This is a genomic window from Peribacillus phoenicis (assembly GCF_047238085.1).
Taxonomy (GTDB): domain Bacteria; phylum Bacillota; class Bacilli; order Bacillales; family DSM-1321; genus Peribacillus.
The window spans coordinates 527,802-554,185 of the sequence record NZ_JBDFMF010000001.1 but is presented as its reverse complement, the minus strand read 5'-3'; the positions used below and the strand labels follow the sequence as shown (position 1 = coordinate 554,185).

Annotated in this window: 28 protein-coding genes, 1 pseudogene and 1 other annotated feature; of the genes and pseudogenes, 6 read left to right on the top strand and 23 right to left on the bottom strand. The window is 38.5% G+C overall.

Annotated features, from left to right (window positions below; genetic code table 11):
• Positions 1 to 10 precede the first annotated feature (10 nt).
• A pseudogene (locus tag ABC374_RS02830) lies at positions 11 to 1,090 on the top strand (CotH kinase family protein); the annotation flags it as partial.
• Positions 1,091 to 1,102: 12 nt separating this feature from the next.
• Positions 1,103 to 1,519: an SET domain-containing protein gene (locus ABC374_RS02825; protein WP_413020254.1), complete on the top strand. Its 417-nt coding sequence runs from the start codon at positions 1,103 to 1,105 to the stop codon at positions 1,517 to 1,519.
• 51 nt (positions 1,520 to 1,570) lie between these two features.
• Here ABC374_RS02825 and argS read toward each other — a convergent pair whose 3' ends face one another.
• The 4 genes from argS to ABC374_RS02805 form a co-directional block, all read right to left on the bottom strand.
• The gene (gene argS, locus ABC374_RS02820; protein ID WP_413015786.1) at positions 1,571 to 3,250 is read right to left on the bottom strand and encodes an arginine--tRNA ligase; all 1,680 of its coding nucleotides are present in this window, start codon (positions 3,248 to 3,250) and stop codon (positions 1,571 to 1,573) included.
• Positions 3,251 to 3,284: 34 nt separating this feature from the next.
• Positions 3,285 to 3,503, bottom strand: a binding site (T-box leader).
• 65 nt (positions 3,504 to 3,568) lie between these two features.
• Entirely contained in the window at positions 3,569 to 4,114 is a 546-nt protein-coding gene (locus tag ABC374_RS02815; RefSeq protein WP_413015784.1) for a response regulator, read from the bottom strand.
• 93 nt (positions 4,115 to 4,207) lie between these two features.
• Entirely contained in the window at positions 4,208 to 5,239 is a 1,032-nt protein-coding gene (desA, locus tag ABC374_RS02810; protein ID WP_350301440.1) for a Delta(5) desaturase DesA, read from the bottom strand.
• 282 nt (positions 5,240 to 5,521) lie between these two features.
• A complete protein-coding gene (locus tag ABC374_RS02805; protein WP_350301439.1) occupies positions 5,522 to 6,031 on the bottom strand; it encodes a DinB family protein in 510 nt (169 codons plus the stop codon).
• Between the two features lie 271 nt (positions 6,032 to 6,302).
• Here ABC374_RS02805 and ABC374_RS02800 point away from each other — a divergent pair, with 271 nt between their 5' ends.
• On the top strand, positions 6,303 to 7,793 hold the full coding sequence (locus ABC374_RS02800; RefSeq protein ID WP_350301438.1) for a LysM peptidoglycan-binding domain-containing protein: 1,491 nt from the start codon (positions 6,303 to 6,305) through the stop codon (positions 7,791 to 7,793).
• 24 nt (positions 7,794 to 7,817) lie between these two features.
• Here the strand turns inward: ABC374_RS02800 and ABC374_RS02795 are convergent, their stop codons facing one another.
• Together ABC374_RS02795 and ABC374_RS02790 are read right to left on the bottom strand one after the other, a co-directional pair.
• The gene (locus ABC374_RS02795; protein ID WP_350301437.1) at positions 7,818 to 8,714 is read right to left on the bottom strand and encodes a DMT family transporter; all 897 of its coding nucleotides are present in this window, start codon (positions 8,712 to 8,714) and stop codon (positions 7,818 to 7,820) included.
• Between the two features lie 43 nt (positions 8,715 to 8,757).
• Positions 8,758 to 9,891, bottom strand: coding sequence for an NADH-dependent flavin oxidoreductase (locus tag ABC374_RS02790; protein WP_413015780.1), 1,134 nt, complete (start codon positions 9,889 to 9,891; stop codon positions 8,758 to 8,760).
• 135 nt (positions 9,892 to 10,026) lie between these two features.
• On the opposite strand from ABC374_RS02790, the gene ABC374_RS02785 reads away from it, so the two are divergent.
• Positions 10,027 to 10,893, top strand: a complete 867-nt coding sequence (locus tag ABC374_RS02785; RefSeq protein ID WP_413015778.1) for a LysR family transcriptional regulator — start codon at positions 10,027 to 10,029, stop codon at positions 10,891 to 10,893.
• 65 nt (positions 10,894 to 10,958) lie between these two features.
• On the opposite strand, the gene ABC374_RS02780 is transcribed toward ABC374_RS02785, so the two are convergent.
• The 10 genes from ABC374_RS02780 to ABC374_RS02735 form a co-directional block, all read right to left on the bottom strand.
• Positions 10,959 to 11,162, bottom strand: a complete 204-nt coding sequence (locus ABC374_RS02780) for a zinc ribbon domain-containing protein (protein WP_413015776.1) — start codon at positions 11,160 to 11,162, stop codon at positions 10,959 to 10,961.
• A gap of 584 nt (positions 11,163 to 11,746) precedes the next feature.
• Positions 11,747 to 12,736 (bottom strand): DUF5050 domain-containing protein, encoded by a 990-nt coding sequence (locus ABC374_RS02775; protein WP_413015774.1) that lies wholly within the window; start codon positions 12,734 to 12,736, stop codon positions 11,747 to 11,749.
• Positions 12,737 to 13,339: 603 nt separating this feature from the next.
• Positions 13,340 to 13,603, bottom strand: coding sequence for a CPCC family cysteine-rich protein (locus ABC374_RS02770; RefSeq protein WP_413020252.1), 264 nt, complete (start codon positions 13,601 to 13,603; stop codon positions 13,340 to 13,342).
• A 244-nt stretch (positions 13,604 to 13,847) separates the two neighbouring features.
• A complete protein-coding gene (locus ABC374_RS02765) occupies positions 13,848 to 14,426 on the bottom strand; it encodes an Imm64 family immunity protein (RefSeq protein WP_413015772.1) in 579 nt (192 codons plus the stop codon).
• Between the two features lie 114 nt (positions 14,427 to 14,540).
• Positions 14,541 to 15,083: a hypothetical protein gene (locus ABC374_RS02760; protein ID WP_413015770.1), complete on the bottom strand. Its 543-nt coding sequence runs from the start codon at positions 15,081 to 15,083 to the stop codon at positions 14,541 to 14,543.
• Positions 15,084 to 15,371: 288 nt separating this feature from the next.
• The gene (locus ABC374_RS02755) at positions 15,372 to 16,331 is read right to left on the bottom strand and encodes an ABC transporter permease (protein WP_350301432.1); all 960 of its coding nucleotides are present in this window, start codon (positions 16,329 to 16,331) and stop codon (positions 15,372 to 15,374) included.
• Positions 16,328 to 17,260 carry an ABC transporter ATP-binding protein gene (locus tag ABC374_RS02750; protein WP_413015768.1) on the bottom strand — a complete coding sequence of 311 codons (933 nt, stop codon included), beginning with the start codon at positions 17,258 to 17,260 and terminating at the stop codon, positions 16,328 to 16,330. The genes ABC374_RS02755 and ABC374_RS02750 overlap by 4 nt, the downstream gene beginning before the upstream one ends.
• A gap of 348 nt (positions 17,261 to 17,608) precedes the next feature.
• Positions 17,609 to 17,842 carry a hypothetical protein gene (locus tag ABC374_RS02745; protein WP_413015766.1) on the bottom strand — a complete coding sequence of 78 codons (234 nt, stop codon included), beginning with the start codon at positions 17,840 to 17,842 and terminating at the stop codon, positions 17,609 to 17,611.
• A gap of 49 nt (positions 17,843 to 17,891) precedes the next feature.
• Positions 17,892 to 18,386, bottom strand: a complete 495-nt coding sequence (locus tag ABC374_RS02740; protein WP_413015764.1) for a GNAT family N-acetyltransferase — start codon at positions 18,384 to 18,386, stop codon at positions 17,892 to 17,894.
• Between the two features lie 110 nt (positions 18,387 to 18,496).
• The gene (locus ABC374_RS02735) at positions 18,497 to 19,147 is read right to left on the bottom strand and encodes an HAD family hydrolase (protein WP_413020250.1); all 651 of its coding nucleotides are present in this window, start codon (positions 19,145 to 19,147) and stop codon (positions 18,497 to 18,499) included.
• Between the two features lie 292 nt (positions 19,148 to 19,439).
• On the opposite strand from ABC374_RS02735, the gene ABC374_RS02730 reads away from it, so the two are divergent.
• Positions 19,440 to 20,237 (top strand): peptidoglycan-binding protein, encoded by a 798-nt coding sequence (locus ABC374_RS02730; protein ID WP_350301428.1) that lies wholly within the window; start codon positions 19,440 to 19,442, stop codon positions 20,235 to 20,237.
• Positions 20,238 to 20,329: 92 nt separating this feature from the next.
• Here ABC374_RS02730 and ABC374_RS02725 read toward each other — a convergent pair whose 3' ends face one another.
• The 5 genes from ABC374_RS02725 to ABC374_RS02705 all read right to left on the bottom strand — a co-directional run bounded on the left by ABC374_RS02725 (position 20,330) and on the right by ABC374_RS02705 (position 23,593).
• On the bottom strand, positions 20,330 to 20,845 hold the full coding sequence (locus ABC374_RS02725) for a GNAT family N-acetyltransferase (protein WP_413015761.1): 516 nt from the start codon (positions 20,843 to 20,845) through the stop codon (positions 20,330 to 20,332).
• An 11-nt stretch (positions 20,846 to 20,856) separates the two neighbouring features.
• Positions 20,857 to 21,861 carry a phosphotransferase enzyme family protein gene (locus ABC374_RS02720; RefSeq protein ID WP_413015759.1) on the bottom strand — a complete coding sequence of 335 codons (1,005 nt, stop codon included), beginning with the start codon at positions 21,859 to 21,861 and terminating at the stop codon, positions 20,857 to 20,859.
• 204 nt (positions 21,862 to 22,065) lie between these two features.
• Positions 22,066 to 22,260, bottom strand: a complete 195-nt coding sequence (locus tag ABC374_RS02715; protein ID WP_350301425.1) for a hypothetical protein — start codon at positions 22,258 to 22,260, stop codon at positions 22,066 to 22,068.
• Between the two features lie 61 nt (positions 22,261 to 22,321).
• Positions 22,322 to 22,585 (bottom strand): hypothetical protein, encoded by a 264-nt coding sequence (locus tag ABC374_RS02710; RefSeq protein WP_413015757.1) that lies wholly within the window; start codon positions 22,583 to 22,585, stop codon positions 22,322 to 22,324.
• A 573-nt stretch (positions 22,586 to 23,158) separates the two neighbouring features.
• Positions 23,159 to 23,593 carry a GNAT family N-acetyltransferase gene (locus ABC374_RS02705; RefSeq protein ID WP_413015755.1) on the bottom strand — a complete coding sequence of 145 codons (435 nt, stop codon included), beginning with the start codon at positions 23,591 to 23,593 and terminating at the stop codon, positions 23,159 to 23,161.
• Positions 23,594 to 23,770: 177 nt separating this feature from the next.
• Here ABC374_RS02705 and ABC374_RS02700 point away from each other — a divergent pair, with 177 nt between their 5' ends.
• Entirely contained in the window at positions 23,771 to 24,637 is an 867-nt protein-coding gene (locus ABC374_RS02700) for an SDR family oxidoreductase (RefSeq protein ID WP_413015753.1), read from the top strand.
• Between the two features lie 51 nt (positions 24,638 to 24,688).
• Here ABC374_RS02700 and ABC374_RS02695 read toward each other — a convergent pair whose 3' ends face one another.
• Together ABC374_RS02695 and ABC374_RS02690 are read right to left on the bottom strand one after the other, a co-directional pair.
• On the bottom strand, positions 24,689 to 25,108 hold the full coding sequence (locus tag ABC374_RS02695; RefSeq protein ID WP_413015751.1) for a VOC family protein: 420 nt from the start codon (positions 25,106 to 25,108) through the stop codon (positions 24,689 to 24,691).
• Positions 25,098 to 26,033, bottom strand: coding sequence for a DMT family transporter (locus ABC374_RS02690; RefSeq protein ID WP_413020248.1), 936 nt, complete (start codon positions 26,031 to 26,033; stop codon positions 25,098 to 25,100). Before ABC374_RS02690 ends, ABC374_RS02695 begins: the two co-directional genes overlap by 11 nt.
• Positions 26,034 to 26,384: the final 351 nt, after the last annotated feature.

The window sequence follows — 26,384 nt, the reverse complement described above, 5'->3', positions numbered from 1 at the left end:
AGGTGAGTGTATGCCTTATCATATTCCATCTTATTTCTTAATGATTGAAGAAGAAGATCTGGAAGATTTACGTGCGGACGTATGGAGTAATGACCCCATTCCCGCCTATTTGAAAGTGGAAAACGACATTTATGATATCGATATTGCCTATCGGGGCTCTTATACCCGAAAATTCCGGAAAAGATCCTATTGGATTGATTTCATCGACCCAGAAAAATTCTTTGGCGCCCACAAAATCCATCTCAATGCCGAATACAAAGATCCTTCCCTCATTCGTAATAAACTCTCACTCGATTACTTCCAAGACCTTGGAGTTCTTTCCCCCTATAGCCAGCATATTGACTTATACCGTAACGGCTCTTGTAAAGGGGTATATTTACAACTGGAGTCCGTTGATGAATTCTTTTTGGAAAAAAGAGGACTTCCTGCCGGCCCCATTTATTATGCAGTCAACAATAGTGCCAATTTTTCATTGGAAAGGGATGGGAAACCGAAAGATTCCCTTGTATCAGGCTATAAACAAGCGTTTGGAAAACAGTCCGACGATGAATACCTTATTGAATTGATCAGAAAAATCAATACCACCCCGCTTGCCAAATTTCCAGAAGAAGTCTCGCAGCATCTTGATATCCATAAATACTTACGCTGGTTGGCTGGAGCTGTATGTACAATGAATAACGACGGTTTCACTCATAACTATGCATTATATCGCAATAGTGAAACAAACTTATTTGAAATCATTCCTTGGGATTATGATGCCACTTGGGGACGCAAAGTCAGTGGCGGGATCATGGAGCACACATACGTCCCTATTGGAGGAAAAAGGACAAATCACTTAAGTCATCTTCTATTGCAGGTTCCGGAATACCGTAAGTTCTACAAAGACCTCTTGGTTGAACAAATGGAAACCACATTTACTGTGAATCACATGGAAAATAAAGTATTATCACTGCACCAGGCGATACGCCCCCATATCCTTCTTGATCCATATAAAAAGAATAAAGTGGATCTGTTTGACAAGGAACCGGAATTCATCTTCGAATTCATTCGCAATCGCAGTGATTACTTAAATAAGCATCTTGGTGACCTAGATGAAACAAAACTGAAAGCCAAGCAGGACTGGAAAAAAGCCATTGAGGCCGTATCACCAATCTGTATAAAAAATACGGGGAAATATGGGAGGGGAATATATGCGGTAAGGGATATTAAAAAGGATGAACTCATCGAGGCATCACCTGTCATCATTTCACCGAAAAGCGAATGGAAATATTTAAAGAAAACGTCACTCTTTCATCACTGTTTCCATTGGGGAGATGACGATGAAACGGCCATTGCCTTAGGAAAAGGATCACTATTCAATCATTCATACACTCCGAATGCTACGTATGATAATAATTTAGATGATCTAACAATAGACTTTTATGCACATAAAGACATAAAGGCTGGCGAAGAAATCACGATCAATTATAACGGTGAAATTGATGATAAATCTCCCTTATGGTTCGATGTCATCGAGTAAGATTTTAAAGAATCCATTTTGAAAGTTCAAAATGGATTCTTTCATTTTACTTTACATTTTTTTCGGCGCGGAAATTCCCAATAAACTTAGCGCATCCTTCAATACAATCGCTACGGAAAAAGCGAATGAGAGTTTCATTTGTTTCCATTCATCTTCAACTAGGATCTTTGTATGTGCATAATACTTATTGAATGCACGCGATAAATGCAAGCTGAATTTCGCGATTTGTGACGGGTCGGCTTGTTCAAACGATTTTTGGACAATGCTCGGATATTGCTCCAGCAGCTGGATGACTGGCCACGCATATTCACCTAAAGCGTCAAAAGTGATGGCCTGCTCGTTAAATTCACCTTTTTCAAGCAATGAGGAAATTCGCGCATATGTGTACTGTACATATGGACCCGTTTCCCCCTCAAAATTCATCATTTGCTCTAATGAAAAATCAATATCGTTCATGCGGTTATTTTTTAAATCATTAAAAATTACCGCTCCGACACCGACCTGTCTTGCAACCAGTTCTTTCTGTTCTAGCGCTTGATTTTTTTCTTCAATATTGCGCTTCGCAGTTTCGATCGCCTCTGCCAATACATCCGCAAGGAGCACGACTTTCCCTTTACGTGTCGACATTTTCTTACCGTCTTTTAACATCATGCCAAATGCTACGTGCTGCAAATCCTTTGCCCATTCATACCCCATTTTTTCAATGACGTTAAAGAGTTGTTTAAAGTGCAAGGATTGTTCGTTTCCGACAACATAAAATGTTTTCTTCGCCTCATACTGTTTTTTACGATACATGGCGGCAGCTAAATCACGCGTGGCATAAAGTGTCGCACCATCCGTTTTCGTAATCAAACAAGGCGGCATATCTTCCAATTGCACGACATAGGCACCTTCGGATAGGGTAAGTAAGCCTTTTTCTTTTAGTTCCCCGACAACCGCATCCATTTTGTCATTGTAAAACGCTTCGCCGGCATAGGAATCAAAACGGATGCCCAATAAATCATAAATCGTCTCAAACTCTTTTAGAGACGCATCCCTGAACCATTTCCACAATGCTAGTGCTTCCTCGTCCCCATCTTCAAGCGACTTGAAGCTTGCGCGTGCTTGTTCATTCAACGATTCATCACTTTCGGCTCTATCATGGAACTTCACATAGATCTTCAATAATTCCTGAATCGGCGAAGCTTCGATCGCCTCTTTGTCGCCCCACAGCTTATACGCGACAATCAACTTGCCGAATTGCGTGCCCCAATCTCCTAAATGATTAATACGCACGGCATTGTAGCCATTTTTTTCGGCGATGTTAGCCAGTGCATTCCCTATGACCGTTGAGCGTAAGTGCCCCATGGAAAAAGGTTTGGCAATATTCGGGGAGGAATAATCAATCACGACATTTTCCTGTACAGGCTGCATCGAACCATACTGATCCTTTTCACTTAATACCGTTTGCAGCACGTTTTCCGTCACCAGCTGTTGATTGACGAAGATATTCAGATAACCACCCACAACGTTCACTTCTTGGATCAACTTGCTATTTAATTGTTGGGCTATTTCAGACGCAATCACCTGAGGCGACTTTTTGAATTTTTTCGCAAGAGTAAAGCATGGAAAGGCAACATCACCTAATTCCATCAATTTTGGCTTTTCCATTAATTTTTCTATTTCACTTGCTGGCATTTCATTGTTCAGAGCAGTTGAAATCATTTCTGCAATTGGTTTATTCATCGTCATTTTCCCTCCTAAACAAAAAAGCCCCCGCCTCTAAATAAGAGACGAGAGCATGAATTCCCGTGGTACCACTCTAGTTGCCACAAATTGTGACCACTTTCCATTGTTAACGAGGTGACTCCCCGATATTCCCTACTAAACGGTTCAAGAAATTTCTCCAAAGTGCGCTTCATTCATCCGTCCTGCATTAGGCTCCCACCATCCCTAACTCGCTTTCCATTTCAAAATGAACTACTCTCTTCATCACAGAATTTTCAATATTATAATTTAATCCATCGTACACAATTAAAAAAAACGTGTCAACAGAATTAAGTAACAAATCTAACCTGCCGGTAACTTCATTTTATCCTTGATGGTGGAAAAATATTTCCTTACTGTCCCAATTGTGCCGCTTTGCTGATTAGACGGCTCAATTTTTGATTGACCATCGGCTAACAAACCTAACACTCCCATTTCCCGGCCATTATTGCTGGAAGACTCATCTATAAGATCTGGGGAATATATTCGCTTGCCATCCATTATGCTGCGAATCGAGCAAGCTAACTCTTCACCCGGGCTATCCTTCAATAAATAACCACTTACATTAGCCTTTATTGCGAGTTGAAAATAACCAGTCCTTCGGAATGTCGTTAAAATGACCACTTTACATTCAATTGACCTTAATGCTTCTGCTGCCTCAAGTCCGCTCATTACAGGCATCTCCATATCCATGATACACACATCAGGCTGTAATTGGTGTACAAGAGCCACCGCTTCTTCTCCATTACCCGCTTGCCCGACAATTTCTATATCTTCTTCAAGATTGAGTAGAGAACTTATTGCCTCTAACAGCATTTGCTGATTCTCTGCAATGACAATTCGAATCATTTTAAGTTCTCTCCTTTATCGAGTTCCTTATATGAAGCAAAGACTCCCCCAAATCCGAGGATTATTAAGGGAGTCTGGAATGATACATGAACGTTACAGTTCAGATTTCACTTGAGCGGGAACACTTTTTTTCGTTAAATATTTTATATCTTTGAAACCGACAAAATTCTTGGATTCCTCATCCCATAAACGGAAACGGAGTGAGCGCAAGCTTGTCGCAAGAGTAATCGTTGGAACGTTCTCTAAAGGCTGCGTATTATTGTGCGCCATTTCCAATTTATAGTTAGGTACCCTTGGACTTAAATGGTGAACATGATGGTAACCGATATTACCAGTAAGGAACTGCATCAGTTTTGGAAGCTTATAAAAAGAACTTCCTTCCACTGCTGCCAATACATATTCCCACTCCTCATTTTCTTCAAAATAAGAGTCCTCAAATGTATGCTGGACGTAAAACAGCCAAATGCCGACTGAACCAGAAATCATGAAAATGGAACCTTGTACCAGAAGGAACGACTGCCAGCCTACTGCAAGGCAAAGCAATGCCGCTAAAACGACGATTAATGCATTCGTCAAATACGTATTATTTTTTTCCTTCTTTCTAGCACCTTTACGGTTAAATCTATTTTTAAGAAGGAATACATAAATTGGTCCCAAACCAAACATAACCAATGGATTGCGATAAAAACGATAGGCAAAACGAAGTTTAAACGGTGCAGCCAAATACTCATCGACAGTAAGGGTCCAAATATCCCCTGTACCCCGCTTATCCAAATTACCGCTTGTTGCGTGATGCACCGAATGCTCATGTCCCCATTGATCAAACGGGAATAAAGTCAAAACACCCATGATAGTCCCGACTATTCTATTCGCACGGCGGCTTTTGAAAAACGAATGATGCGTACAATCATGAAAAATGATGAATATTCTTGTCAAGAAGCCAGCAGCAATCACAGCTGGTATTAAAGCTAACCAATAAGAAACGGAAAGACTTATATATGCCAGGTACCATAAAATAATGAATGGCCCCAAGGTATTGATGATCTGCCATATACTTTGCTTTGTCGTTGATTGTTCAAAAGGAGCAATTTGTTTTTTCAAGGATTTCGTATTTTGCAAGGTCATTATTCAATTGCACTTCCTTTTATTTGTCGTTATTACATAGTATAAAGAAATCAACCTGAAATTATTAGTACCAGGTGTCATGACTAGAAGATGACAAATGTCATGTACAAGTCATTTCCAGCTGCAAACGTAAAAAAGGTCAACCAGTAAAAACCGGTTAACCTGTTCACATTTATAGGATTTCATTATCTTCAAAATGACAGGTGGCCTCACTTTAAGAACAGGACTGCCAATTTTTCAATGTCAGGCTAACAGTCCCGGCAGTTAGCAATTGAAATCCAGTTACTCCCCTTTTAAAAACAAATAAAGACCATAATCCGTCGAAGTAGAGGCATATCCCATTTGGCGCAACATGGCTGTGATATTGCCGCGATGATATGTTCCATGATTCACGACATGCGGAACCAATTCGGCAACACTTGTTTTCATTTGACCGCCAGCTGGATTCTCAATTATAAGAGGCTTATCTAAATTTTCTTTTTGGCTAAGCAGCGATTTGTACCGCCCGGACAACTCAAAAAACATGGCCTCCATTTCCTCCAATTCCTTTGACTCTGTTTGTTCCTTCAGTTGTTCTGCCAGCTCCAACGCATGGTTCATGCTTTTACCGGAAAAAACCTCCACCCAACCCAGATCGGAAAGATACACATGGGCCATCACACTCGATATCGATGAAAACACACTTTGAACTTCTTGATGGTAAACATCCTTTGGAATCTCTTTTAAGCGGTTGAAAATCTGATTATTTGCCCATACGTTAAAACCATAAAACTGTAATGCAAAATGTGACATATTAACTCTCCCCTTCTACTTACGAATCAATTGTCCTTCATACGGAATAATTCGTCCTTCAGTGAAATAATTCGACCCACGAACGGATTAATTCGACCTACACATGAATTAATTCGACCCACGAACGGATTAATTCAACCCACACGAAGGTTAGAAATGCCTTTCCACAATGTACCTCTATTTTAAAGCTATTCTCCATAGTAAACTAGTAAAGTTAAATTTTACAAAGGGGAATAAAATAATTGTGAAAAAATTCTTTGGATGTTTTATTATGTTAAGCCTTCTTTGTATGTGTCTCTTTCCAATCAGTGGTCATTCTTCAAGTAAAAACCAATCCATAGGTTCTGTTAAAGTGGACAATACAAAAGTTTTTAGTTCTCCTAAATTAGGTTCTACCCTATTAAAGACCTTAAAAAAGGGCGAGGCGTTTCCCGTCATTTCTTCTTCCGTTGGGGATTCCGCAGGTCCTATCATTCATAAAGTGAAGCCTGGAAACACATTATGGAAAGTGGCAAATCAATATGGTGTTTCAGTAAGTGAGCTGCAAAAAGTAAATAAATTAACCTCTTCCGAAATAACTGTTGGCCAAAACCTGAAGATCCCCCAGAAATATAAGATCCATAAGGTTGTATCAGGAGATACATTGTGGAAGATCTCTAATAAATACAAGGTAACAACAAGTGATTTGACGAAATTAAATAACTTACATACGGTTACCCTTAAAGTTGGCCAAAAATTGAAGGTTCCGGATTATTACTACCAGGTTCAATTGCTTGGCGGAAAAAAGGGATGGATAAAGAAATCCCAGCTTCAAAAAAAGGCGCAAAACCGTATCGTCATGGGCTGGAAGCATAATGGATCAAAAGAAAGCTATACCCAGCAACTTAAACACCCCAATTTGAATGTAGTATCTCCCCGTTCTTATACGCTGACGGATACCGGTAATTACGTTTCCGTTTCTGTAGATACAAAATACATCCAAGCTGCCCATAAACAAGGAAAACAAGTTTGGCAGCTTATCGGGAATAAATTTGACCCTGTTTTAACTGATTCAGTACTAGGCAATACCAAAAAACGCCAGAAATTAGTTTCAGCTTTACGCGATTCACTTGTTAAAACGAAAAGTGATGGAATAAATGTAGATTTCGAAAACATCGACCCCAAAAATAAGAAGGACTTTGTACTTTTCATTGGCGAACTAAAAAAGGCACTAAAACCGCATGGAATTAAAGTGTCTGTGGATGTCACCCGAGAAAATGACGACCCTTATTGGTCAAAAAGCCTAGATAGGAAAGCACTTGGCAAAATAGCGGACTATATAATCATAATGGGTTATGACGAGCATTGGGGAGGGAGCCCAGTAGCCGGGTCCGTTTCCTCGTTACCTTGGATCAAAGAAGGAACCAAGCTTTTAATGAAAGAAGTACCTGCTCATAAGATCATATTGGCTGTACCATTTTATACGAGAGAATGGGTGACCGATTTGTCGACCAAAAAAGTGAAAAGTCATGACCGTACCATGGCTGAGGTCAACAATATCATTTCATCTCATAAACTTAAAAAGGTATGGGATAAAAAGACTCAACAAAATTACGTGGAGTATACTTCCAAAGGGAAAAAGCATCAAATTTGGATAGAGGATAAAAAATCGATGAAGCTCCGTATTGACCTGGTAAAACAAAATCATCTAGGCGGTGCAGCTGCTTGGTACATTGGATCAGAAACCCCTGACATATGGGATGTCTATCATTTTAATCAATAGGTAAATGCATAAAGGAAAAAGGCCTCACATTGTGTGCGGCCTTTTCTGCATGACTTCATTTTCAGTCGGTCTAGTCGTCTTAAGTGAATAGACTACCCCAATAAATATCAAGGAAATACCGAGAACTTGAATACCGTCCGGTTTAAATCCTGAAAGCAGAATATCCAAAAGGATGGCAACTGCCGGATCGACAAAAATCATGAAAGATACTACATTTGTAGGCAAATGGCGAATACTATTAAAAAACAGCAAATACACGACGCCTGTATGGATGATGCCGGTAAGCACCGTATAAAACCATTCGGAAGAATTTAAAGTTGTATATACGGAATAATCGACAAAAGGAATCAGTAATAGAAATCCAATGAACATTTGCAGAAATGTGGTCGCATATACACTGGTCTTTGTAATGCTCTTTCCTAAAAGCATGGTTGCCGCATAGAAAAAGGCAGCAATGATTCCATACATGATCCCTTCCCATTCAGGAGATGATGATCGAAATCCATCTGTTCCCATAATGAGTAATGTGCCAATGAAGCAAAGGGAAATGGCCAAGATGGAGAATACATTCATTTTCTCCCTAAAGATGAGGCTCCCTATAATGAGTACAAGGATCGGCGCTAAATGATAAAGCGAAATGGCGATTGTCACCGATATCAGCTCAAAAGATTTAAAGAGGAATATCCAGTTTAACAAGTTGGCCACCGCGCAGAAAATGATGAGCATTACCTCCCTGCCATTCCAAATTTCGTTCTTGAAATGTCCGGTAATCATCCAGGCTGCACATAAGAATATGGCAGCACAAATGCAGCGAACAAAAACCAGTTCCAATGCGGGTAGTCCTGATAGTTCTGAAAAGAAACCGACAGAACCAAAGATTGTCATTGCTAGAGACAGTTGAAGAAGTGCTATTTTATTCATTTAATTTCCCCTCATAAAATTTCCATTTTTTACATTCATACTATCATTTCTCGGGCATGCCGTCACGAGTAATGATATTTGACCACATTTGATCCGGAATACTTAATTTACACCTGCTATCACGCGGCAAGGTCGTCATGATCTCGTCTTCCCTGCCTTCCTGTATTTTGGCGGCCCAGTCCGGTTCCATCAGTAATTCTCTTCCTAATGCGAAAAGCGGTATATTTTTCTCAAGCACAGCATTTGCTTCCTCTGGAGTATGAATCGATCCAAGAGATATGAAACTGGTCCTGCCAGCTATGACATCGCGGAAAATTTCGCTCCTTGTTAACCCCTTGTTCAATCCGCTTCTAGGCATGGACCAGACATTTTTAACAGAAAGATGTAAATAGGAAAGCCCTTGGGTTGCCAATTTATCTACCAACGCAGCTGTATCATCCATTTTCAATCCGCCTTCTTCCGGTTCCTCGGGGGAGAAGCGATATCCAATAATGAATTCCTTGTCTGCGTATAGATCACGGATTCGCTTCACCTCCGCGATGACGGCAAGTGGAAAATGCATTCTATTCTCCAAACTCCCTCCCCAATGATCTCTCCGTCTGTTAGAGTGGGGTGAGAAAAACTGCTGAATGAGATATCCATTCGCTCCATGGATTTCCACGCCGTCGAATCCTGAACGAATGGCATGGCGTGTTGCTCTTCCAAAGTCTTGAATAGTGTATAGAATCTCAGTGTGGCTCATTGACCTTGGAATGTACTCCCCGCCCTTTTCTTTATAAACGCTTGCAATGATTCCGCTCGGACTAACCATTTTTTCTCCGCCCGTACAGCTTGGAAGGCTCTCGCTTCCGCCATGATGAAGCTGGAGAATGGCTTTTGCACCTTTGGATTTGATTGCTTTTGAAAGCTCTGTGAGTCCAGCTATGCTTTGTTCATCATATACTTTCATTTGCCGGGGAAAGCTTGTCGCAACAGGGGAAATGGCGGCAGCGGCAGTAATGAACAACGCAGGTCCATCTGCCCTTCTTTTATAGTAAGCTAATTCCTCGTCAGAAACCAAGCCATCCTCTTGACCTGAATAAGTGGTCATCGGGGCAACTACAATCCTGTTTTTAAGAACCGTTCCATTAGAAAGCGTGTACGGTGAAAAAATTTGCCCGTATTTTCGTTTCATCATTTTCCCATCACCCATTCGTATTTTAATTTTTAATTTTATTGTATTCTCGACCAATCCATAAGTAAAATGAATGTTTTTCATTACTTGGATTAGTGTTTCTCATGTATAATTCATTAGAAGAAAGGTGTGGGGCATTTGAATTTTTTTCAACTGGAAGTCTTTTTACATGTTGTTGAACACGGAAGTTTTACGAAAGCGGGAGACCGGATCGGACTGACTCAATCAGGCGTGAGCCATAACATTACAGCACTTGAAACGGAACTTGGTGTGACTTTATTAAAGCGTGACCGAAAAGGTATATCACTCACGACTGCGGGAGAACAGGTTATTCCACATATGCGGGCCATCGCTGCCAACCTTGCACATATTGAACAAAAGATTGCAGCTGTGAATGGAATGGAAATCGGTAAAATAACGATTGGCAGTTTTCCAAGCTTCACTGCCAGATTCATACCAAAGCTATTCTCTATCTTTAAAGAAAAATACCCTAATATCGACTTGCTGATTCATGAAGGTGGATATGAGGAAATCTTAAAATGGATCGAAGAAGGAACAGTGGACATCGGCTTTGCAGCAAAACCAGTAAAGAACGTGGAATTCATCCCTCTGCTAAATGATCCTCTATCAGCTGTCGTATACGAAGGCCATTCGCTTTCAGGGAAAACCTTATTGAACCTAGAAGACTTCGTTGGTCAACCATTCATCATGCTGCGATCCGGCTGTGAAACACTTATAGAAGATAGATTCCTGGAAGCCAAGATAAAACCAAACATTTCATACGACATTAAAGACAATCAAACGGTGCTCTCAATGGTAGCAGGAAAATTAGGCATCACGATTATGCCCGACCTGGCTTTACCGGAAAAACCCGAACGCATCAAAAGCCTGCCCTTGAACCCGGAACTTTCCCGGGAGATAGGATTGGTCATGAAATCATCTAAACACCTATCACCAGCAGCAAAGGAATTTACAAAATTCGTTCAAGACCACTTCATCTGGTAATGGGCATTACGAAAAAAACAAGAATCCCCTTTTCATGAAAAAGGGGATTCTTTCCGTGCCAGTGATCATCCAAAGAATAAATCCAGCAGATTACTGCCTGCAGATGATTGCTTATTATAAAACTCCGAATAACCGCACTGCTTGCAATACACAACCGTAAATTGATTATTCTGGACATCGAACATTTTTGACAAGCCTGTTCCTGTCATCGCTACATCCTTCTTAGCAGCACCATTGCTTCCGCATTTCATACAACCCTTTTCGCTCATGATCCTTCATCTCCCAAATTTATTAAAATGATAAATGCTTATAAATACCGGAGCTTCCCAGCACCGTTCATACTTACATATACGGATAATGGGAATAAATGGTTTCGGAATTCATGCAAAAATATGTAAATTCCATTGAGTACTGTTTTTATTGGCTACCTTTTTTATTTCGGTTAGATTTTATGGTAGGCAAAGCATTATACACACTAATTGCAAAATAATAGATTAAAATCATATGCATAGCATCACTTATAGGAACGGGGGTATCATCAAGCTTAAAAATAGCAAATAAAACATATACCCCAACAAATATGATCGGATAAATGATGTAATGATAGATGAAATTGTTTATGAACATATTCTTTATCGCATCGCTTTCTTATTTACTTAAACGGCCAAATTCTTTAATATGGACCTCCCCATGTAAAAGGGGTGTTTTTCTTATTATTATATATTTGGTCCCTCCGCAGGTAGAAACTGTCTTCCTCAAAAAAAGAAAAGCTCTGTAGAAAATCCCATTCCACAAAGCTTTCTTCAAATCTATTAGTATTTTACAAAACTACAGGAGTAATAGGCGCTTTACTTTATTTACGCTTTGAAAATAATGTATTTCCTGTTCCATCTGTTTTAACTCGGAAGATGTCTTCATGACCATCTATTTTGTAGTAGATCCAATTATCCAGCATATTTATATCGGATACTTCTTTATCTAGTAGTAATTGATTTTGTTCGCCATTCTTTTTCATCTTATAGATATGGTACTTATCACTTGGATTCAAGTAATAAATCCAATTTTCATCAACGATTAAGGATGAAAACTTCTGATCTTTTATTTTTATTTCCTTACCATTTTGTTTATCGACTTTATACAAGTGCTCTTCTGTATCTGTATAATAGAGAAAATGCTCATCTGCATCATCAATAATCTGAGTATACGAAACTGTATCATTTAATTTCTTTATATTTTCTCCGTTTAGTGACATCGAATATAGTTTTCCTTCATCACCATCTTCATCTATAGGTTTATAAAAGTAAATCTGTTCACGATCAACGTAGAAATTCATTGTAACTTCCGGTTTTGGTGAATAGATTTGAACCTTATCCGTCCCGTCCAAGTTCATTTTATAAATACCATTCTTAATCGAATCATAATAGTAAACCTGATCATTTTTTACTTGAACATAGTCAGCACCTTTGACTAATTTTTCTCTTTCCGATCCATCCAATTTTACTCGATATAACATCGGTACATCTGAAAAGGGCACTACTGTATAATAAACCCATTCCTTGATTACATGTATATCACCAAAGCCTTTTGAAGTGAGTTTTACCTCGTTTGTCCCATCTTCTTTTTTTGCCATAATGGCATTATTGCTAAACGGAATAGTGGAATCATTAAATTTCATATAAATTAAAAGGTTGTCCTGCTTAGCGACAAATCCGTGATTGATCATATTACCATATGAATTCCCGGTTACATTAGGCATTTCAGGCGCTTCCAATCCTTTCGGTTGTTCATTTTCACACCCCATTACTAAAACCATCAGCACTAAAATAACTAAGTATTTTTTCATTTTACCTACCTACTCATTAAAAATAACGGGTCATAAGAGAAAATTGGAGATTTAGCATCAACACCTTTGTTTTTGTGGGGAATTGAAATATCTCTTTCCCTGTGGCATTGCTTAAAGCTACTTGACCTAGACAGGGAACAAAGTAATTATCGGTAAACATTATATTTCAAAAATTTTCAGTATGTTCATAGGTTCCATAAAATATCCTATTACTATAAAAAGAAAGCCAAATAAGAGTGTAGAGATAAAATCTATAGTAGACTTATTTTCATTAAATCGCTTTGTACTTTTAATAATGTAATAAAGTCCCAATAGATAAAATATTATCTGCACATAAAAATAACCAGTAATGAACATTATAAGCAAAATCACCAAAAATGATAATTTTAAAAAAATATCCAATACAGTTTCATGAAAAATCATGGAAAATACATTCTTCTTGTCGTTTTTCAAAATCTTTACACCCCTAGTAAATATAACTTTTAAAATAGGACTGCTAATACCAGCAGCCCTAACTTTTTTTATACAACTATATTTTCTTCTTACTATACTTGTTATTAGGGAAGTTATAGTCCGACGCCGTAAACCCCAAATGTGAGCCTGTTATTCTAAAGGTTTCCAATTTAGATCTTTTATTTCGGAATTATTAGGCTTTCTTACAAATTGTAAACTTCTTTCGCTTTTAGCCCCAAATTTTTTATAATTTTTTTGTGCTTCTCTAAATGAAACATAATTTGCTCCATCCTCATCTTGATGTTCATATTGGTAACCATCATCTTCCCAAAAACAGATTTCACAAATATCATACGTTCCTGGAGGCTCTTCATCTAAAGTTTTGTAACCACAGCATGGGCATGTATACTTCAATTCCACGCTTATTCACCTCTTAGTAGTAATATTTAGCATATTCATTAAACTTGATAGGCTCGAAATGCTTGTTAAAGAAAAGCTCTGCAGCGACTCCCTCCAAAGAGCTTCTATTCGTCTTTTAAAAGGTAAGAGTAGTGATAGTCTCATTACTTATCCTTTGAAAATAATGTATTTCCTGTTCCATCTGTTTTAACTCGGAAGATGTCTTCATGACCATCTATTTTAAATCTATTTGGAAATATTATATTTTATCTCTACTTGTAATACCGTCTATTTGCCAGTTGTTTTTTATTACATCAAAGCCATTTTTCACCCTTGGTAAAATTAATATTGAGTAGGCTTCCACCAAATCCTTATACTGTGAAGGAGAGTACTCAATTTCTGAATCATGATTACAAAAAGCGTATTTAAATTTTGTTACGCTATAGATATCTTTTACTAAATCAATAATTAGATCATTAATTAAATCCAGACTATATTGATTTAGAAGTTGCTCCATTTCAAAATCTAATAGATACCCAAAGAAATCATTTTCTTTAACAATACGAAGCGTCAAAGATAAACCATTCAAACTCCAAAAGTCATTTAGTTGAATTTGTATTTCTCCAAAATATTTTTCTGTTAATAAGGTATAGTCTAAAATAATTTTTTTTTCATTTCGTTCACTTTCTAACCAATTCTCACCGTCTTCATCCATACTTACCTTTATACCAAATATATCGCTCTTTAAATTCAAAAAATATTGTATTATACTTTGTAATTCTTCAGATTTATCAAATGAATTATCATATACAATACCCAGAGATAAGATATTAGTCATTTTTCACCTACCTACTTCGTTTCATAAAAAAAATTCTTTAATACTTACAGGACAAGAGTAGCATTGGTAATTATTTTAGTCTATTTCCATTTTTCTATGATAATGGTGAAATCATTAAATGACATCTGCATCATCCAATCGTATTTCTGCGACCCTTCCACCTGGTACACACCAGAATTCTAAAGTAATATTACGTTTATGGTCAATGTATCCGATAATATCCGCTCCCTGTTCATAACTTTTATAATAATGATCTCCGTACTTTGAAAGAACGTCCGCTTTCTTACTTCCTAATTTAATACCTTTGCTTGTTTGAAGGGAGTTTTCAAATTGGTCGTCGTCCGTACTTGAAATGATCAACCTCATGATTTTCCCTTTATCCTCGTCTGTATTGATAGAGGCCGTTTTTAACCCGCCTTTCCAATAATAATAATCATAAGCATTATTATTATCCTGATCGATGGGTTCTCCATATTCCCTAATGAATTCTGGACTCGATATGTTATCCAACACTTTAAATCCCCCGATGGATTCATCAGACAAATCTGTTGATTTTGTCAATTTTTGAGAGAATGCCGAGTACACATAGAAACCTAATGCTGTTCCAATAATAATAAGTACAATGACTAACTTTCGTTTATAATGCATTTTCCCCATCTTTAAATCTGCTCCATCTCTATCGGTTTATTTTCGCATAGGTCGAATTATTCCAACGTAGTCTGGATTATTCTCGCGCAGGTCGAAATTATCGGTGTGTAGGCCGAATTATTGGGCTTCCCTAGTCATTCTGCACCACTATTACACAACTGAATATCCTCATATTATCTTATACGGATAATTTTGGATAAAGGTTTCACTTTATGCCAGATTCTAAGTAGCAACATTCCTATTACATAAGAAAAACCGAAATCAGCCACTGATTTCGGTTTTTCCGGTTAGGATTATTTAATTAGTGATATCTTTTTTCTGGAAGAAGAAGAAAGTTAGCGCTAAAAAGATAAGATAATAGATGCCGAGTACCCCCATCGAGAATCCAAGTGTAGCTCCATCGAACATTTCTATGGTTCCTGAAATATAGCCCCTTAAATCGAGATGAGGGAATAAGACGAACTTTAACCACTCGTATTTTCCGATGAATGATTGAATAACCATATTTAATGTCGAGGAAGCAAATAGGATGAAAATGGATATACCTACTGCAAGTGCTTGGTTTTTAAATAATGTGCTTAACATGAAAGCGATGGTCGTGATGACTAGGAATCCTGGTATCCAGTAAACGATCATGTCCACGAAATAGTCGCCAACTACAACCGGACTGAATTCAGCGAAAGATGCAGGATCTAGAATTTTGTCTGAATACGAGCCATTGCCAAAGAATATGATTCCGATTAGATAACTGAATATAAGCAGGCTGGCAAGTAGTAACGCTGCAAATAACAGGGAAGTAATATATTTGGAAAGTAGGATCTTCCAACGTTTATAAGGCCTGATCAACAGTTGTTTGATGGTGCCATCCGAAAATTCCGAGGAAACGAGCGAGCTGCAAACAATGACGACGAATAAAGTGACAAATGATGTTAATGATGTAGTCCATTCCGCCATATAGGTCCAATTCGTGTTTAAGTCAGGGTTTATATTATCAGCCAACAGTTGCTTGTTGTGATTAATCTCTTCCATAATCACGGCTTTTTCATCTTCACTGATTTTAGTGGATTCCAATGCCTTTTGCTGTTCTTGTATATCTGCCTTTAATTCTTGCTTCCAATCTTTACTCGTTTCTTCGGGACTTAGTTTATAATCGATGACTGCAGCCCCTAATGCTGCCAATAATAGAAAAGCGATGAATATATAAGTTGATACTTTTGAAAAGATTTTCATCCATTCATTTTTCACTAAGGACATCATACAGACTCCCTCATTTCCTGCTCAGTGATTTCAAAGAATTTATCTTCCAGCGATTTTCTCGTAATGCCAATTTCAAAGACATCCAGTTCATTTACATTAAAACTCCTGTTTATCTCGGCCGTTTGTTCTCGGGTGGCCGATACGGAGATTGTCTTCGCATCATATTTGAGAATCGCAATATCCGCAAACTGTTCTTGAAGGATTGTTTTAGCTAGCTTCTCATCACTGACAGTGAATGAAACTTCATTGATCGTTTCGGTTTTTTCATCAACAATATGTTCTTTCGTATGTATCAATTTTCCCTTTTCGATAACGGCAAAACTATCACACATCAATTGCATCTCCGATAGTAAATGTGAAGAAATCAATATCCCGACGCCTTCACTTGCCAGTACTTTCAAATAATCACGAAACTCGCGAATCCCTTGCGGATCCAAGCCATTCGTCGGTTCATCAAAAATCAATAACGACGGTTTATGTAAAATGGCCTGTGCCACTCCAAGGCGCTGACGCATGCCTAATGAATATGTTTTAACCTTCTTATCGATGGCATGATCCAGTTTGACAAGCTTAATGACCTCTTCTATTCTCTCATTGGATATGTCATTGGATGACATTCGGGCATAATGCAGGATATTCTTTCTGCCTGTCATGTACTTATAAAACTCCGGATTTTCAACAATGGCCCCCAATTGATTCATTGCACCTTCAAAATCATTATCGAGGTCACTGCCGTTGATCATGACAGTACCGCCCGTACGATTGATGAGACCTGTGATCATACGGATGATCGTGGTCTTACCAGCTCCATTCGGACCAAGCAAACCAAATATTTCATTGCTTTTTATTTCAAAGCTGACATTGTCTACGATGGTTGCTTTTCCAATTTTTTTAGTTAAGGATTGAACCTTAAGAACCGATTCAGACATATAATACCTTCCTTTTTTTTTATATTTTCCAAAATAACACAAATTCAACATTACCATATTATGCATATTATTACTATACTGATATTCTTCTATTTGGATATAAACACCCCTTGAATCAGCTGTAATCAATAGAGTTGAATTTTATATTTCCCTGTCCTTTACCTTATTTTGAAATAACATCAAGTCCTGCGTCGGCGTCAACTTCCCGCCCCCATAATTCCCATTATCATAAACACGCCATTACTTTTTTTCCTTCGAAATAGCAACAACTCCTATATATCGTTACCATTTAATACGATTCCGCAAGAATAAAGTTTCAGGATTATTTTATCTAATAAGTAAAATTTTTCATAACTTAAACAATATATAAGTAAATCCGATAGAAATGGCAAGACCCAATGCAAAAAGAAGGATTTTTCTAATAATGGAAGGTAAAAGCTTATATATCATCATTAATATTACATCGATGAAATTCGTTGGTATGCCTATCTCTTTGATCTCTTTCTTTTTGCCAAAAATGGCGAACCACATTACAAAAAGACCGCATAAAATAAAAATGATGGAAAAAATCTTATATCCCATTGTATGTCACCCGTTTCCTCATAGGCTAAACGATATTGTTATTATTATCTTAACTTTCAAGTTTCAAAATGAATTCTTCAACCTCTTTGCCTCTTGCATATGAATATCCTTTGTCTTCATCGAATCTTTCAAATCCGCATTTCTCTAGCACCCTGAGGGAACCAAGATTATCCTTGGCTGCGCGGGCATAAACAGGACGGACTTTTAGTTTCGGCAAAAAATGGAGCAGTGCATCTGTAGCGATTCCTTTCCCCCAATATTGCTTCCCGATCCAATAACTCACTTCCGGGTTACTAAACTGTTCAAACTTGAGAATGCTGCCCGCAACACATCCGTTGTGGATTATGGTCATTTTTTGAATATCCCGGTTCGATAAGATGTTCTTCCAGTGTGTCAAAAAAGCCGCCATGTCTGATGTATCTTTAGATGTGAAAGCAGCCATATAGTTTGCGGCAGGATCCAATTGCTGCTCGAAAAAGATAGGAAGATCACTCTTCTTGACCTCCCGCAGCCGGACTCCTTCGTCATTGAAATGCAATCCCATAAACTCACCCTCCCCACCAAAATATAACTTTTAAAACCAGAAAAACCGAAGACTCTGCCATCTTCGGCGCGGTTTCATTCCTTTATCATACTATACTTTCCTTCGAACGCTTATTGTTCAATATGTTTTATGACGTCAGACAAGCTCTTATCCACCATGGAACGGAGGCGTAAATGATGATTTTCAAAAGGTAAAGCTTCCGTCACGGGATTAGGAACGATCACACATTTTAAACCAGCAGTCAGGGCCGCTTGAAGCCCATTTAACGAATCTTCAAATGCTACGGCTTCTGTCTGCTGAATGCCCAGAACTTCAATTGCCTTTACATACAAATCAGGCGCTGGTTTTACTTTTTCTACTTCATCCCCTGTGATAATAACTTCAAAATAGTGTAACAGTCCGAGTTCCCCCAAATGATGAGTGACCCACTCTTTTGTCGAGCTTGAAGCAAGGGCAATTTTATATCCATTTTTTTTTGCTTCTTCTAAATAATCCTTTACACCATCACGTGCCTGTGATGTTTTCATCTTTACTTCATGGAGGCCTTTTGCTCTGGATTCAATTTCTTCAATATTACACCCTTCCCCCAACCGATCTTTGAAGTACTGATTAAGTTCAGTATTATCAGTTCCGATACATGTAACAAAATGTTCGAGAGGCAAATCAGATTCATAAAAAGCCATCGTTTCCTTATAAGCCTCATACCAAGCCGTTTCCGTGTCTAAAATCAAACCATCAAAGTCGAAAATAACTGCCTTAATCAAATAATTTCCTCCTTTAATCTTAAAATAGAATTTCTATTAACTTAAACGTACATGAATGAAAGCCCCTGTTCAACCAAACGGTTCCGTTCGTTTCTATGAAGCCTGACCCTTTTCCAGAATTCGCTAATTAATAAGGATATGGTAACCCGATCTCCGCCTCATTTCTTTTCTTTCTGTTACATGTTTTAACAATTACTTAGTGCCTTCGCGGTGTTTTTCCTTAACTGCGCCTAAAAGAGTGATAGTTTAACGAATGGTTTAATTGCAGGAAACAACGAGGAGGATAAACATGAAGAAAATTTTATTAACGATCCTAACGGCTTCTGTATTCATTCTAGGAGTTTGCATGCCAACTAAAGGCGAAGCCGCAGCGAAGGATCGCACACTTTCATTTGGAATGAGTAATAGTGATGTTAAAGAATTACAAGAATTATTACTGACAAAAGGGGTTTTTCCCTATCATGAAGCAACAGGTTACTACGGACCGATTACAAAGGAATCCGTAAAGAAGTTTCAGGAAAAATCAGGGCTTAAAGTCGATGGAATATCAGGAACACAAACGAATCAGAAAATACAGGTCCTGAAAAGCGGGGATATGGGAAGACCTGTAGCTGAACTGCAAAGGCTATTGAAAGCCTGGGATGTTTACTCATCAACGGTCGATGGCATTTATGGATCAGGTACAAAGCAAGCCGTTATCAACTTTCAAAAGCAAAAGGGATTATCCGCTGACGGTATAGCCGGTGCACGGACCTTAAGTAAATTAGAAGAAAGAGCCAGTTCGGCAAGCTCAGCCGTTAAAGAACTGACGGTAACAAGTACAGCATATACAGCGAGCTGCGAGGGATGTTCAGGCACTACAAGAATGGGCGTCGATTTAGAAAAATATGATGATGCCAAACTGATTGCAGTCGATCCGAACGTGATTCCGCTAGGCTCCATCGTTGAAGTCGAAGGCTATGGACAAGCCATCGCTGCAGACACGGGCGGTGCGATCAAAGGAAACAGAATCGATGTCTTCATCGCGAAAGAAGCGGATGCTTTAACGTGGGGAAGAAAGCAAGTGAAGGTAAGAGTAATTAAATAATGCATGACATAAATATCGTTTTACTATAAAAATAGATACATAACAAAACCGAAAGAGCATGTATTGAATCCATTCATGCTCTTTCGGTCTGATCAAACCAACTTGTACATGATAATATCATCAACGTATTCATTTTCACTCATCTTGAATTCCTTTATTTTACGGCCCTCTTCAATAAACCCCAGCCTTTTATACAGTGATATTGCCCGATGATTTGTTGAAAAAACTCCTAAACTCACCTTTTCAATCAACGGATTGGCTTCTGCCCAATCCAATAACGCTTCAATAAGCTCTTTTCCAATTCCCATCCCTCTGAAATTTTTTCTGATCATCACCCCAAATGAGCCCTTGTGGGACATTCTCTTCCTATTTTCCGCTTGAAATGCTATCCATCCAACCACTTCATCATTCATATCGGCCACGATGATGGTTTCCCGTTCATTTTCCAATAACCTTCGTATCCAATCTCTTTGTTGTTCTGGTGTTTTATTGAACTCCTCCGATACCGTAATAAAATACTCGCCTTCGGAAATGACGGAATTCTGTACATCCAAAACGGCTTCCGCATCTTCCAATACACCAGTCCGGACCATATATGCACCTGACATGCCAATCCCCCTTAATGAACCATGTTCGGATTGAAGTGAACAATAGTTCGGCCTTCCATGATTCTTTGTTCGATTTTTTGAACGGTGTTGGATAATGAACGATCCGCATTCTTCAAATCATACTTTTTATGAAAAAAGTTATATAACGTTAAATCCCTTAGCTTTAAAAATAGAGGAATCGTTTCGTATTCCACAGGTGCCAGGATATTTTCCGTCTCATACCCTTTTATGAATTCCCTCATGAACTTGGCAGCATATTCATCGAGCCCTTTTATCCCTTCACGTTCCAAACTCCACATCAGATAGTACAGAGGGATCGCCAAATCGCTGGCAAACCAGTGATAAGAACAGTCATCAAAGTCAAAAACATGAATCCTCCCCTCATGATAATGGAAATTGCCGTTATGTATATCAGAATGAATCAAGCCAAAATTAGCTTGATGAACTGGAAGGGCATTTAACTTCTTCGTGATTAATTCTTGTTGGCGCATCAATTGCTCCGGTACATCGTGTTGATAGAGCTGGACATTCAATAATTCCTCTTCATACCAATCCAGCCGTTTATATTTTGCTTCAGGCTTATAACTTTTTGTTTGTTTATGCATTTGGCCAATGGTTCTTCCCCATTCAAAAAATAAAGGTTCGTTGAAATTTTCATCGGTGACTTTCATCCTTACACCAGGGGCTTTTTCAAACAGGCAACAATAAAATTCCGTACCATCCGAGCCCTTTACAATTTCAACTAAGTTATTATCTTTCGAAAAGAGAACTTTAGGAATTTCACTACCATTATTTTGTAAATACTCAATCCACTTTAACTCTGCAAGCACTTGAACTTTTGTACGATGTGATTGATGTGTCATTCTTAAGATGTATGGCGTTCCATCCCTGTAAACCTCAAATACGTAGTTCTCTGCATCTCCAAGTTTAACCGGATTCCCCGCATTCACTTGAAAAAAATCTCCAGCCAATTTCACCAATTCATTAGAAAAAATCCTTTCTACCGCTGTTTCCATGATTCTCACTCCCAATATTGATATTGCTAACTTATTAATAAAAACGATTTATACTATGCTTTATACGATACCAAGATGACTTTTCCCTTTATTTGTATATTATTGTTTTTTTAAAATTTAAAGGTAAAGCTGTTGCATAATAAGTTATTAGCGGCTCCTTCTACCTTTTCAAAAAAAAAAACGCCCTATAGGGCGCGTCCAAAATCAAGTTTCCTTTTCTTCTTCATTCGCTATTTTATTGAACTTCAAGATCGTTTCTTCGATTACTGGATTATTGAATTCCTCTTGGATGGCTGATTGTACAAATTTATCTTCACCATTCATTTCATCCCAAGCATTAACTCTGTAATCTGGATCCCGACGATTTGATTTACCGTTTTGTTCCTCATTATTTGACAACTATCTTCACCTCTTCACATAGTGGAGTTCGAACCATTCATAAGCAGCAAAAGTATAACTTTTAATAATCTTCCTTGATTGAAATGGGTGAACCCGTTGAGGTATGTTGATTAACCCAGTCTAGCGACACTTTTGAAACGGCATCCCACTCAGGTATTTGGGCTTTATGCTGTTCCACCCAGCTCATGCAATATTGCGGATCTATATTGCTTTCTTCGGATTTTGCCAAGAATGACTGAATTGTGGTTTCCGTACAATTTTCCCATGTTCCACATGTTTCCTGCCAAATATGTTCCATTTTCATTTGTATATTTTCGTTAGCCATTGGGCTTCCTCCTTAATTAAATGTTACTTTTTGATATCTTAATTAAGTATGTCCAAGGCTAAATAAATCATTACAAAAATTTGGGTTTTTCAGCGAAAGAATGGATTTACAGTCGTAAACATGATGAATAAACTGATTACGATGAACAAAATCCGCCAGAACCAATAACTGCTTATAAAAGGAAAATTATTGCCTTCTTCAATATCCTTTACACCCTTACACAGCCAATTGTATTGAAACAAACCATGTTTTTGAGCATTTCCAGTGAGTTTGGGGCTATTATGCGTGAATTGGGGCATATACTCGTAAATTTTTCACGCTTTTATTTGTCGAATCGGCGTTTACTCGTGAGTTTCAGCCATTTACTCGTGAATTTTAGCGATTTACTCGTGAATTCAGCCGATTTACTCGTAAGTTTTGGCAATTTACTCGTGAGTTTTATTTTATATTGATCTCTGCTTACTAAAAATGTTTATAATCCGATACACATAGTGGACAATGTGTCTTACATTCACACCATCAATGGCACAAAAAAAAGCTGAATGCTCAGCTTTTTCACATCGCTATTTCCACTCACAGCGTTTTTCTAAATGAGTAGCACCATTTATCATAATCTAATTTCTCTTCATAGAAACGGTGGGCTTCGTTTCGCTGGATTCCAGATTCCAATGCAACATATGCAGCTCCGTTTTCTTTTGCCCAGTTATGAATATAACTTAATAACTTCTCTCCATATCCAAATGAGCGGTGTGCAGAATCTGTTACAAGGTCATAAATGAATACATGACGTTTATTATAAAAGTTAACTCTCCAGCTTAAACCAGCCAAGGATACAACCTGGTTATCCTTATATAAAGCATACAGACAGTACCCGTCTTTCCTCATTTCTTCAAGTAACTCCAGATATGTTTTTTGAGTAAGGTCAGTACGAAACTGATTCATGATTGGAAAGGCTTCTAACCATTGTTCTTTAGTGGTCAATTCTTGTATTGTTTCTATCGAATTCACATTAACACCCCTGAAAGTTTTATTTAAATGTAATTCAACTTTGAACACCTTAAGTCCTTCTTCACTATATTTTTGTAATCGTTTACAGCTGGAATCGGTGGGAATGATGATGTTTAGCCGTACTTTTTAACGGCTAAAGTATGACTAGATCAATAGTTTAAGAGGAGGAGATTTTCTTTGAATATTTATGAACAGCAAAAAAATGGACAGCCCGGACAAACACAGGACAGACAGCCTGGCATTGAATCAGAGATGAATCCACTTCCGATCCAGCCAAGGGATTACATAGGAAGCGGTAAGCTTAAGGACCGCGTTGCCTTGATTACAGGCGGAGATAGCGGCATCGGACGTGCGGTTGCCATTGCTTATGCAAAGGAAGGCGCCCATGTGGTTGTGAATTATTTAGATGAGCACGGTGATGCCGAAGAAACAAAGCAGCTGATTGAAGCGGAAGGCGTTCGCTGCCTCCTACTTCCAAGTGACGTTTCCGTGGAGGCGAATTGTAAGGAATTGATTATGAAGACGTTGGACGAGTTCGGAAAGCTGGACATCCTCGTCAATAATGCTGCGGTGCAATTCCCGACGGAAAACATTGAGGATATCACGGACGAGCAATGGGACAAAACGTTCCGCACCAATATTTATTCAGTATTTTACATGAGCAAGCACGCGGTTCCTCATATGAAACAAGGCAACTCGGTCATCAACACAACATCGATCAATCCTTACAGAGGTCATGCAACTTTGATGGATTATACAGCGACAAAAGGAGCAATCGTCGGATTCACACGCAGCCTTGCACAGAATGTGGCTAAAAAAGGGATCCGGGTCAATATGGTTGCACCAGGACCGATTTGGACTCCGCTCATCCCGGCGACGTTCGACGAACAATCCGTTGCCGAATTTGGTACCGAAGCACCGCTTGGCCGCCCTGGGCAGCCGGCAGATCATGCAGGTGCCTACGTGCTGCTAGCATCTGATGAAGGTGCTTATATAACAGGACAGTGCATTCACATCAATGGCGGGATCACGATGTCCTCATAAACCCGAAACGACCGAAAAGCATGATGCTTTTCGGTCGTTTCATTTTGAAATTTAATTTCCTATGCCGGGCGAATTCATCAATACAATTCTCCAACCATCCGGGTCTTCAATAGTGACACCTGATTTTTCCCAATATGGATTTTCCGGAGAAACCGGTTCATAGCCCATACCTTTCAACCTATTCGTTATTTCCTCAATGGTTTTACGTTCAGGAATATAAAAGACAAGCAGATTATCTTTTGATGGGGCAGGACAAGGACTGCCATCCTTATGTTGGGTAAACTCCAGATGATAACTGGAATCAGGAAGCCCGATCATGATGCCGTCATATCCCTCGTGCCCTTCGAAAGAACCGATTTTTTTCAAACCTAATCCTTCACAATAGAATTTTACAACCTTTTTTAGTTGATCAGTAGGACGTGCAACCCGGATTTGCGCTACATTCATATCATTTGGCCATTTACTTTCCATCGTCCCATCCCTCTCTGTAAATCGAATTAATTTCTTCTTTCAAATTACTTTTGCCAATATTCATGCCAAAACCTAATGCAATAGCGGCACCTAAACAACTGAAAAGACAGCCAACTCCCAAGAAAATGGATGGATCTGATTCGCCAATCATCACTGAAGCTATACCTCCAATTGCCGGAAAAAGGGCAACCATGTATCCACTTTTCGCCCCACCTATTTTTTCTACAAGCTTGAGGTAGAATAGCCAAGCTCCAAAGGAAGCGAATATAGTTAAATAGAACAAAGCAGATAAATATGTAATGGATGTCGGTAAAGTGACGGCTTGTCCTTGAATGAACACAATTGCCGCTAAAAGAATTCCTCCTGCAGTAAATCCAAGTACATTAGCATAGATTGGGTTTACTTTCTTCCTGGCATTTCTAGCTGAGCTTGCATCGCCCAATGCAGTAAGGATGGTACCAAGAACAGCCATCATGATACCCTTTATATCATTGAATCCATGAATATCACCTAAACTCGGATAAATAACAATACAAACAGCCAGCACACCAATTATCCCACCAATTAAGATACGTGGATGTAATGGTTCCTTCAAAAAAACACGTAGGGCAATGGGTGTTAAAATGACTTTCAATGAAAATATTAAAGTAACCATTGCCGCTGAACTTAAGATAGTGGCGTAATAAAGGCATAAATAGCTTAATGCAAAATTAAAAATCCCAAACACAATAATAAATGGAACATCCTTTTTCTTGGGTTTTCCTTTAGGTCTAAGAATGCATAATAAAATGAAAAATAGGATTGCCGTCAAACCTAAACGATATGTTAAAGATAATTCTAAACTCACAGGTGTACCTTGAATCTTAACGGCAATAAAATTCAGTCCCCATACTAATAAACAAAATATGTACATAAAGTTAGTCATAATAAAATGACCAATTTGCAATATTTCCCATTTTCTATCAGTTTATTAAACTCGTCGTAACTGATTTTCCCATCCATAATTAAACCGCCCTCTATTAAAAATCACATATGTAATAATAAAGTAAATATTACCAATTCAAAAGGAATTGTCAATATATAAAAATACATTCCGAAAAGCCCTCCAGTTAATTTGAAGAGCTTTTCATTGGCAAACGACTATTAGCACAAACTCGGTAATTGAGTTTCGAAAACATTCCTGCTGCTTTCAGAAATCCGCTCCCTTTCCGCCGACTGTCTGCCAAGCCTCCTCGGCGCAAACGCCTGTGGGGTCTCGGCTAGCCAGTTATTCGGC

What these genes read in the sequence shown, in the direction of transcription:
- desA (WP_350301440.1), bottom strand. Translation starts at nt 5,239, where the DNA reads ATGACCTTGCAAAATACGAAATCCTTGAAAAAACAAATTGCTCCTTTT.
- ABC374_RS02695 (WP_413015751.1), bottom strand. Translation starts at nt 25,108, where the DNA reads ATGGAAAGTAAATGGCCAAATGATATGAATGTAGCGCAAATCCGGGTT.
- ABC374_RS02790 (WP_413015780.1), bottom strand. Translation starts at nt 9,891, where the DNA reads ATGATGAAACGAAAATACGGGCAAATTTTTTCACCGTACACGCTTTCT.
- ABC374_RS02710 (WP_413015757.1), bottom strand. Translation starts at nt 22,585, where the DNA reads ATGGCTAACGAAAATATACAAATGAAAATGGAACATATTTGGCAGGAA.
- ABC374_RS02725 (WP_413015761.1), bottom strand. Translation starts at nt 20,845, where the DNA reads ATGTCAGGTGCATATATGGTCCGGACTGGTGTATTGGAAGATGCGGAA.
- ABC374_RS02730 (WP_350301428.1), top strand. Translation starts at nt 19,440, where the DNA reads ATGAAGAAAATTTTATTAACGATCCTAACGGCTTCTGTATTCATTCTA.
- ABC374_RS02815 (WP_413015784.1), bottom strand. Translation starts at nt 4,114, where the DNA reads ATGATTCGAATTGTCATTGCAGAGAATCAGCAAATGCTGTTAGAGGCA.
- ABC374_RS02800 (WP_350301438.1), top strand. Translation starts at nt 6,303, where the DNA reads ATGTTAAGCCTTCTTTGTATGTGTCTCTTTCCAATCAGTGGTCATTCT.
- ABC374_RS02760 (WP_413015770.1), bottom strand. Translation starts at nt 15,083, where the DNA reads ATGGGGAAAATGCATTATAAACGAAAGTTAGTCATTGTACTTATTATT.
- ABC374_RS02750 (WP_413015768.1), bottom strand. Translation starts at nt 17,260, where the DNA reads ATGTCTGAATCGGTTCTTAAGGTTCAATCCTTAACTAAAAAAATTGGA.
- ABC374_RS02720 (WP_413015759.1), bottom strand. Translation starts at nt 21,861, where the DNA reads ATGGAAACAGCGGTAGAAAGGATTTTTTCTAATGAATTGGTGAAATTG.
- ABC374_RS02805 (WP_350301439.1), bottom strand. Translation starts at nt 6,031, where the DNA reads ATGTCACATTTTGCATTACAGTTTTATGGTTTTAACGTATGGGCAAAT.
- ABC374_RS02740 (WP_413015764.1), bottom strand. Translation starts at nt 18,386, where the DNA reads ATGGGATTGCATTTCAATGACGAAGGAGTCCGGCTGCGGGAGGTCAAG.
- argS (WP_413015786.1), bottom strand. Translation starts at nt 3,250, where the DNA reads ATGACGATGAATAAACCAATTGCAGAAATGATTTCAACTGCTCTGAAC.
- ABC374_RS02765 (WP_413015772.1), bottom strand. Translation starts at nt 14,426, where the DNA reads ATGACTAATATCTTATCTCTGGGTATTGTATATGATAATTCATTTGAT.
- ABC374_RS02745 (WP_413015766.1), bottom strand. Translation starts at nt 17,842, where the DNA reads ATGGGATATAAGATTTTTTCCATCATTTTTATTTTATGCGGTCTTTTT.
- ABC374_RS02690 (WP_413020248.1), bottom strand. Translation starts at nt 26,033, where the DNA reads ATGACTAACTTTATGTACATATTTTGTTTATTAGTATGGGGACTGAAT.
- ABC374_RS02780 (WP_413015776.1), bottom strand. Translation starts at nt 11,162, where the DNA reads ATGAGCGAAAAGGGTTGTATGAAATGCGGAAGCAATGGTGCTGCTAAG.
- ABC374_RS02755 (WP_350301432.1), bottom strand. Translation starts at nt 16,331, where the DNA reads ATGATGTCCTTAGTGAAAAATGAATGGATGAAAATCTTTTCAAAAGTA.
- ABC374_RS02795 (WP_350301437.1), bottom strand. Translation starts at nt 8,714, where the DNA reads ATGAATAAAATAGCACTTCTTCAACTGTCTCTAGCAATGACAATCTTT.
- ABC374_RS02775 (WP_413015774.1), bottom strand. Translation starts at nt 12,736, where the DNA reads ATGAAAAAATACTTAGTTATTTTAGTGCTGATGGTTTTAGTAATGGGG.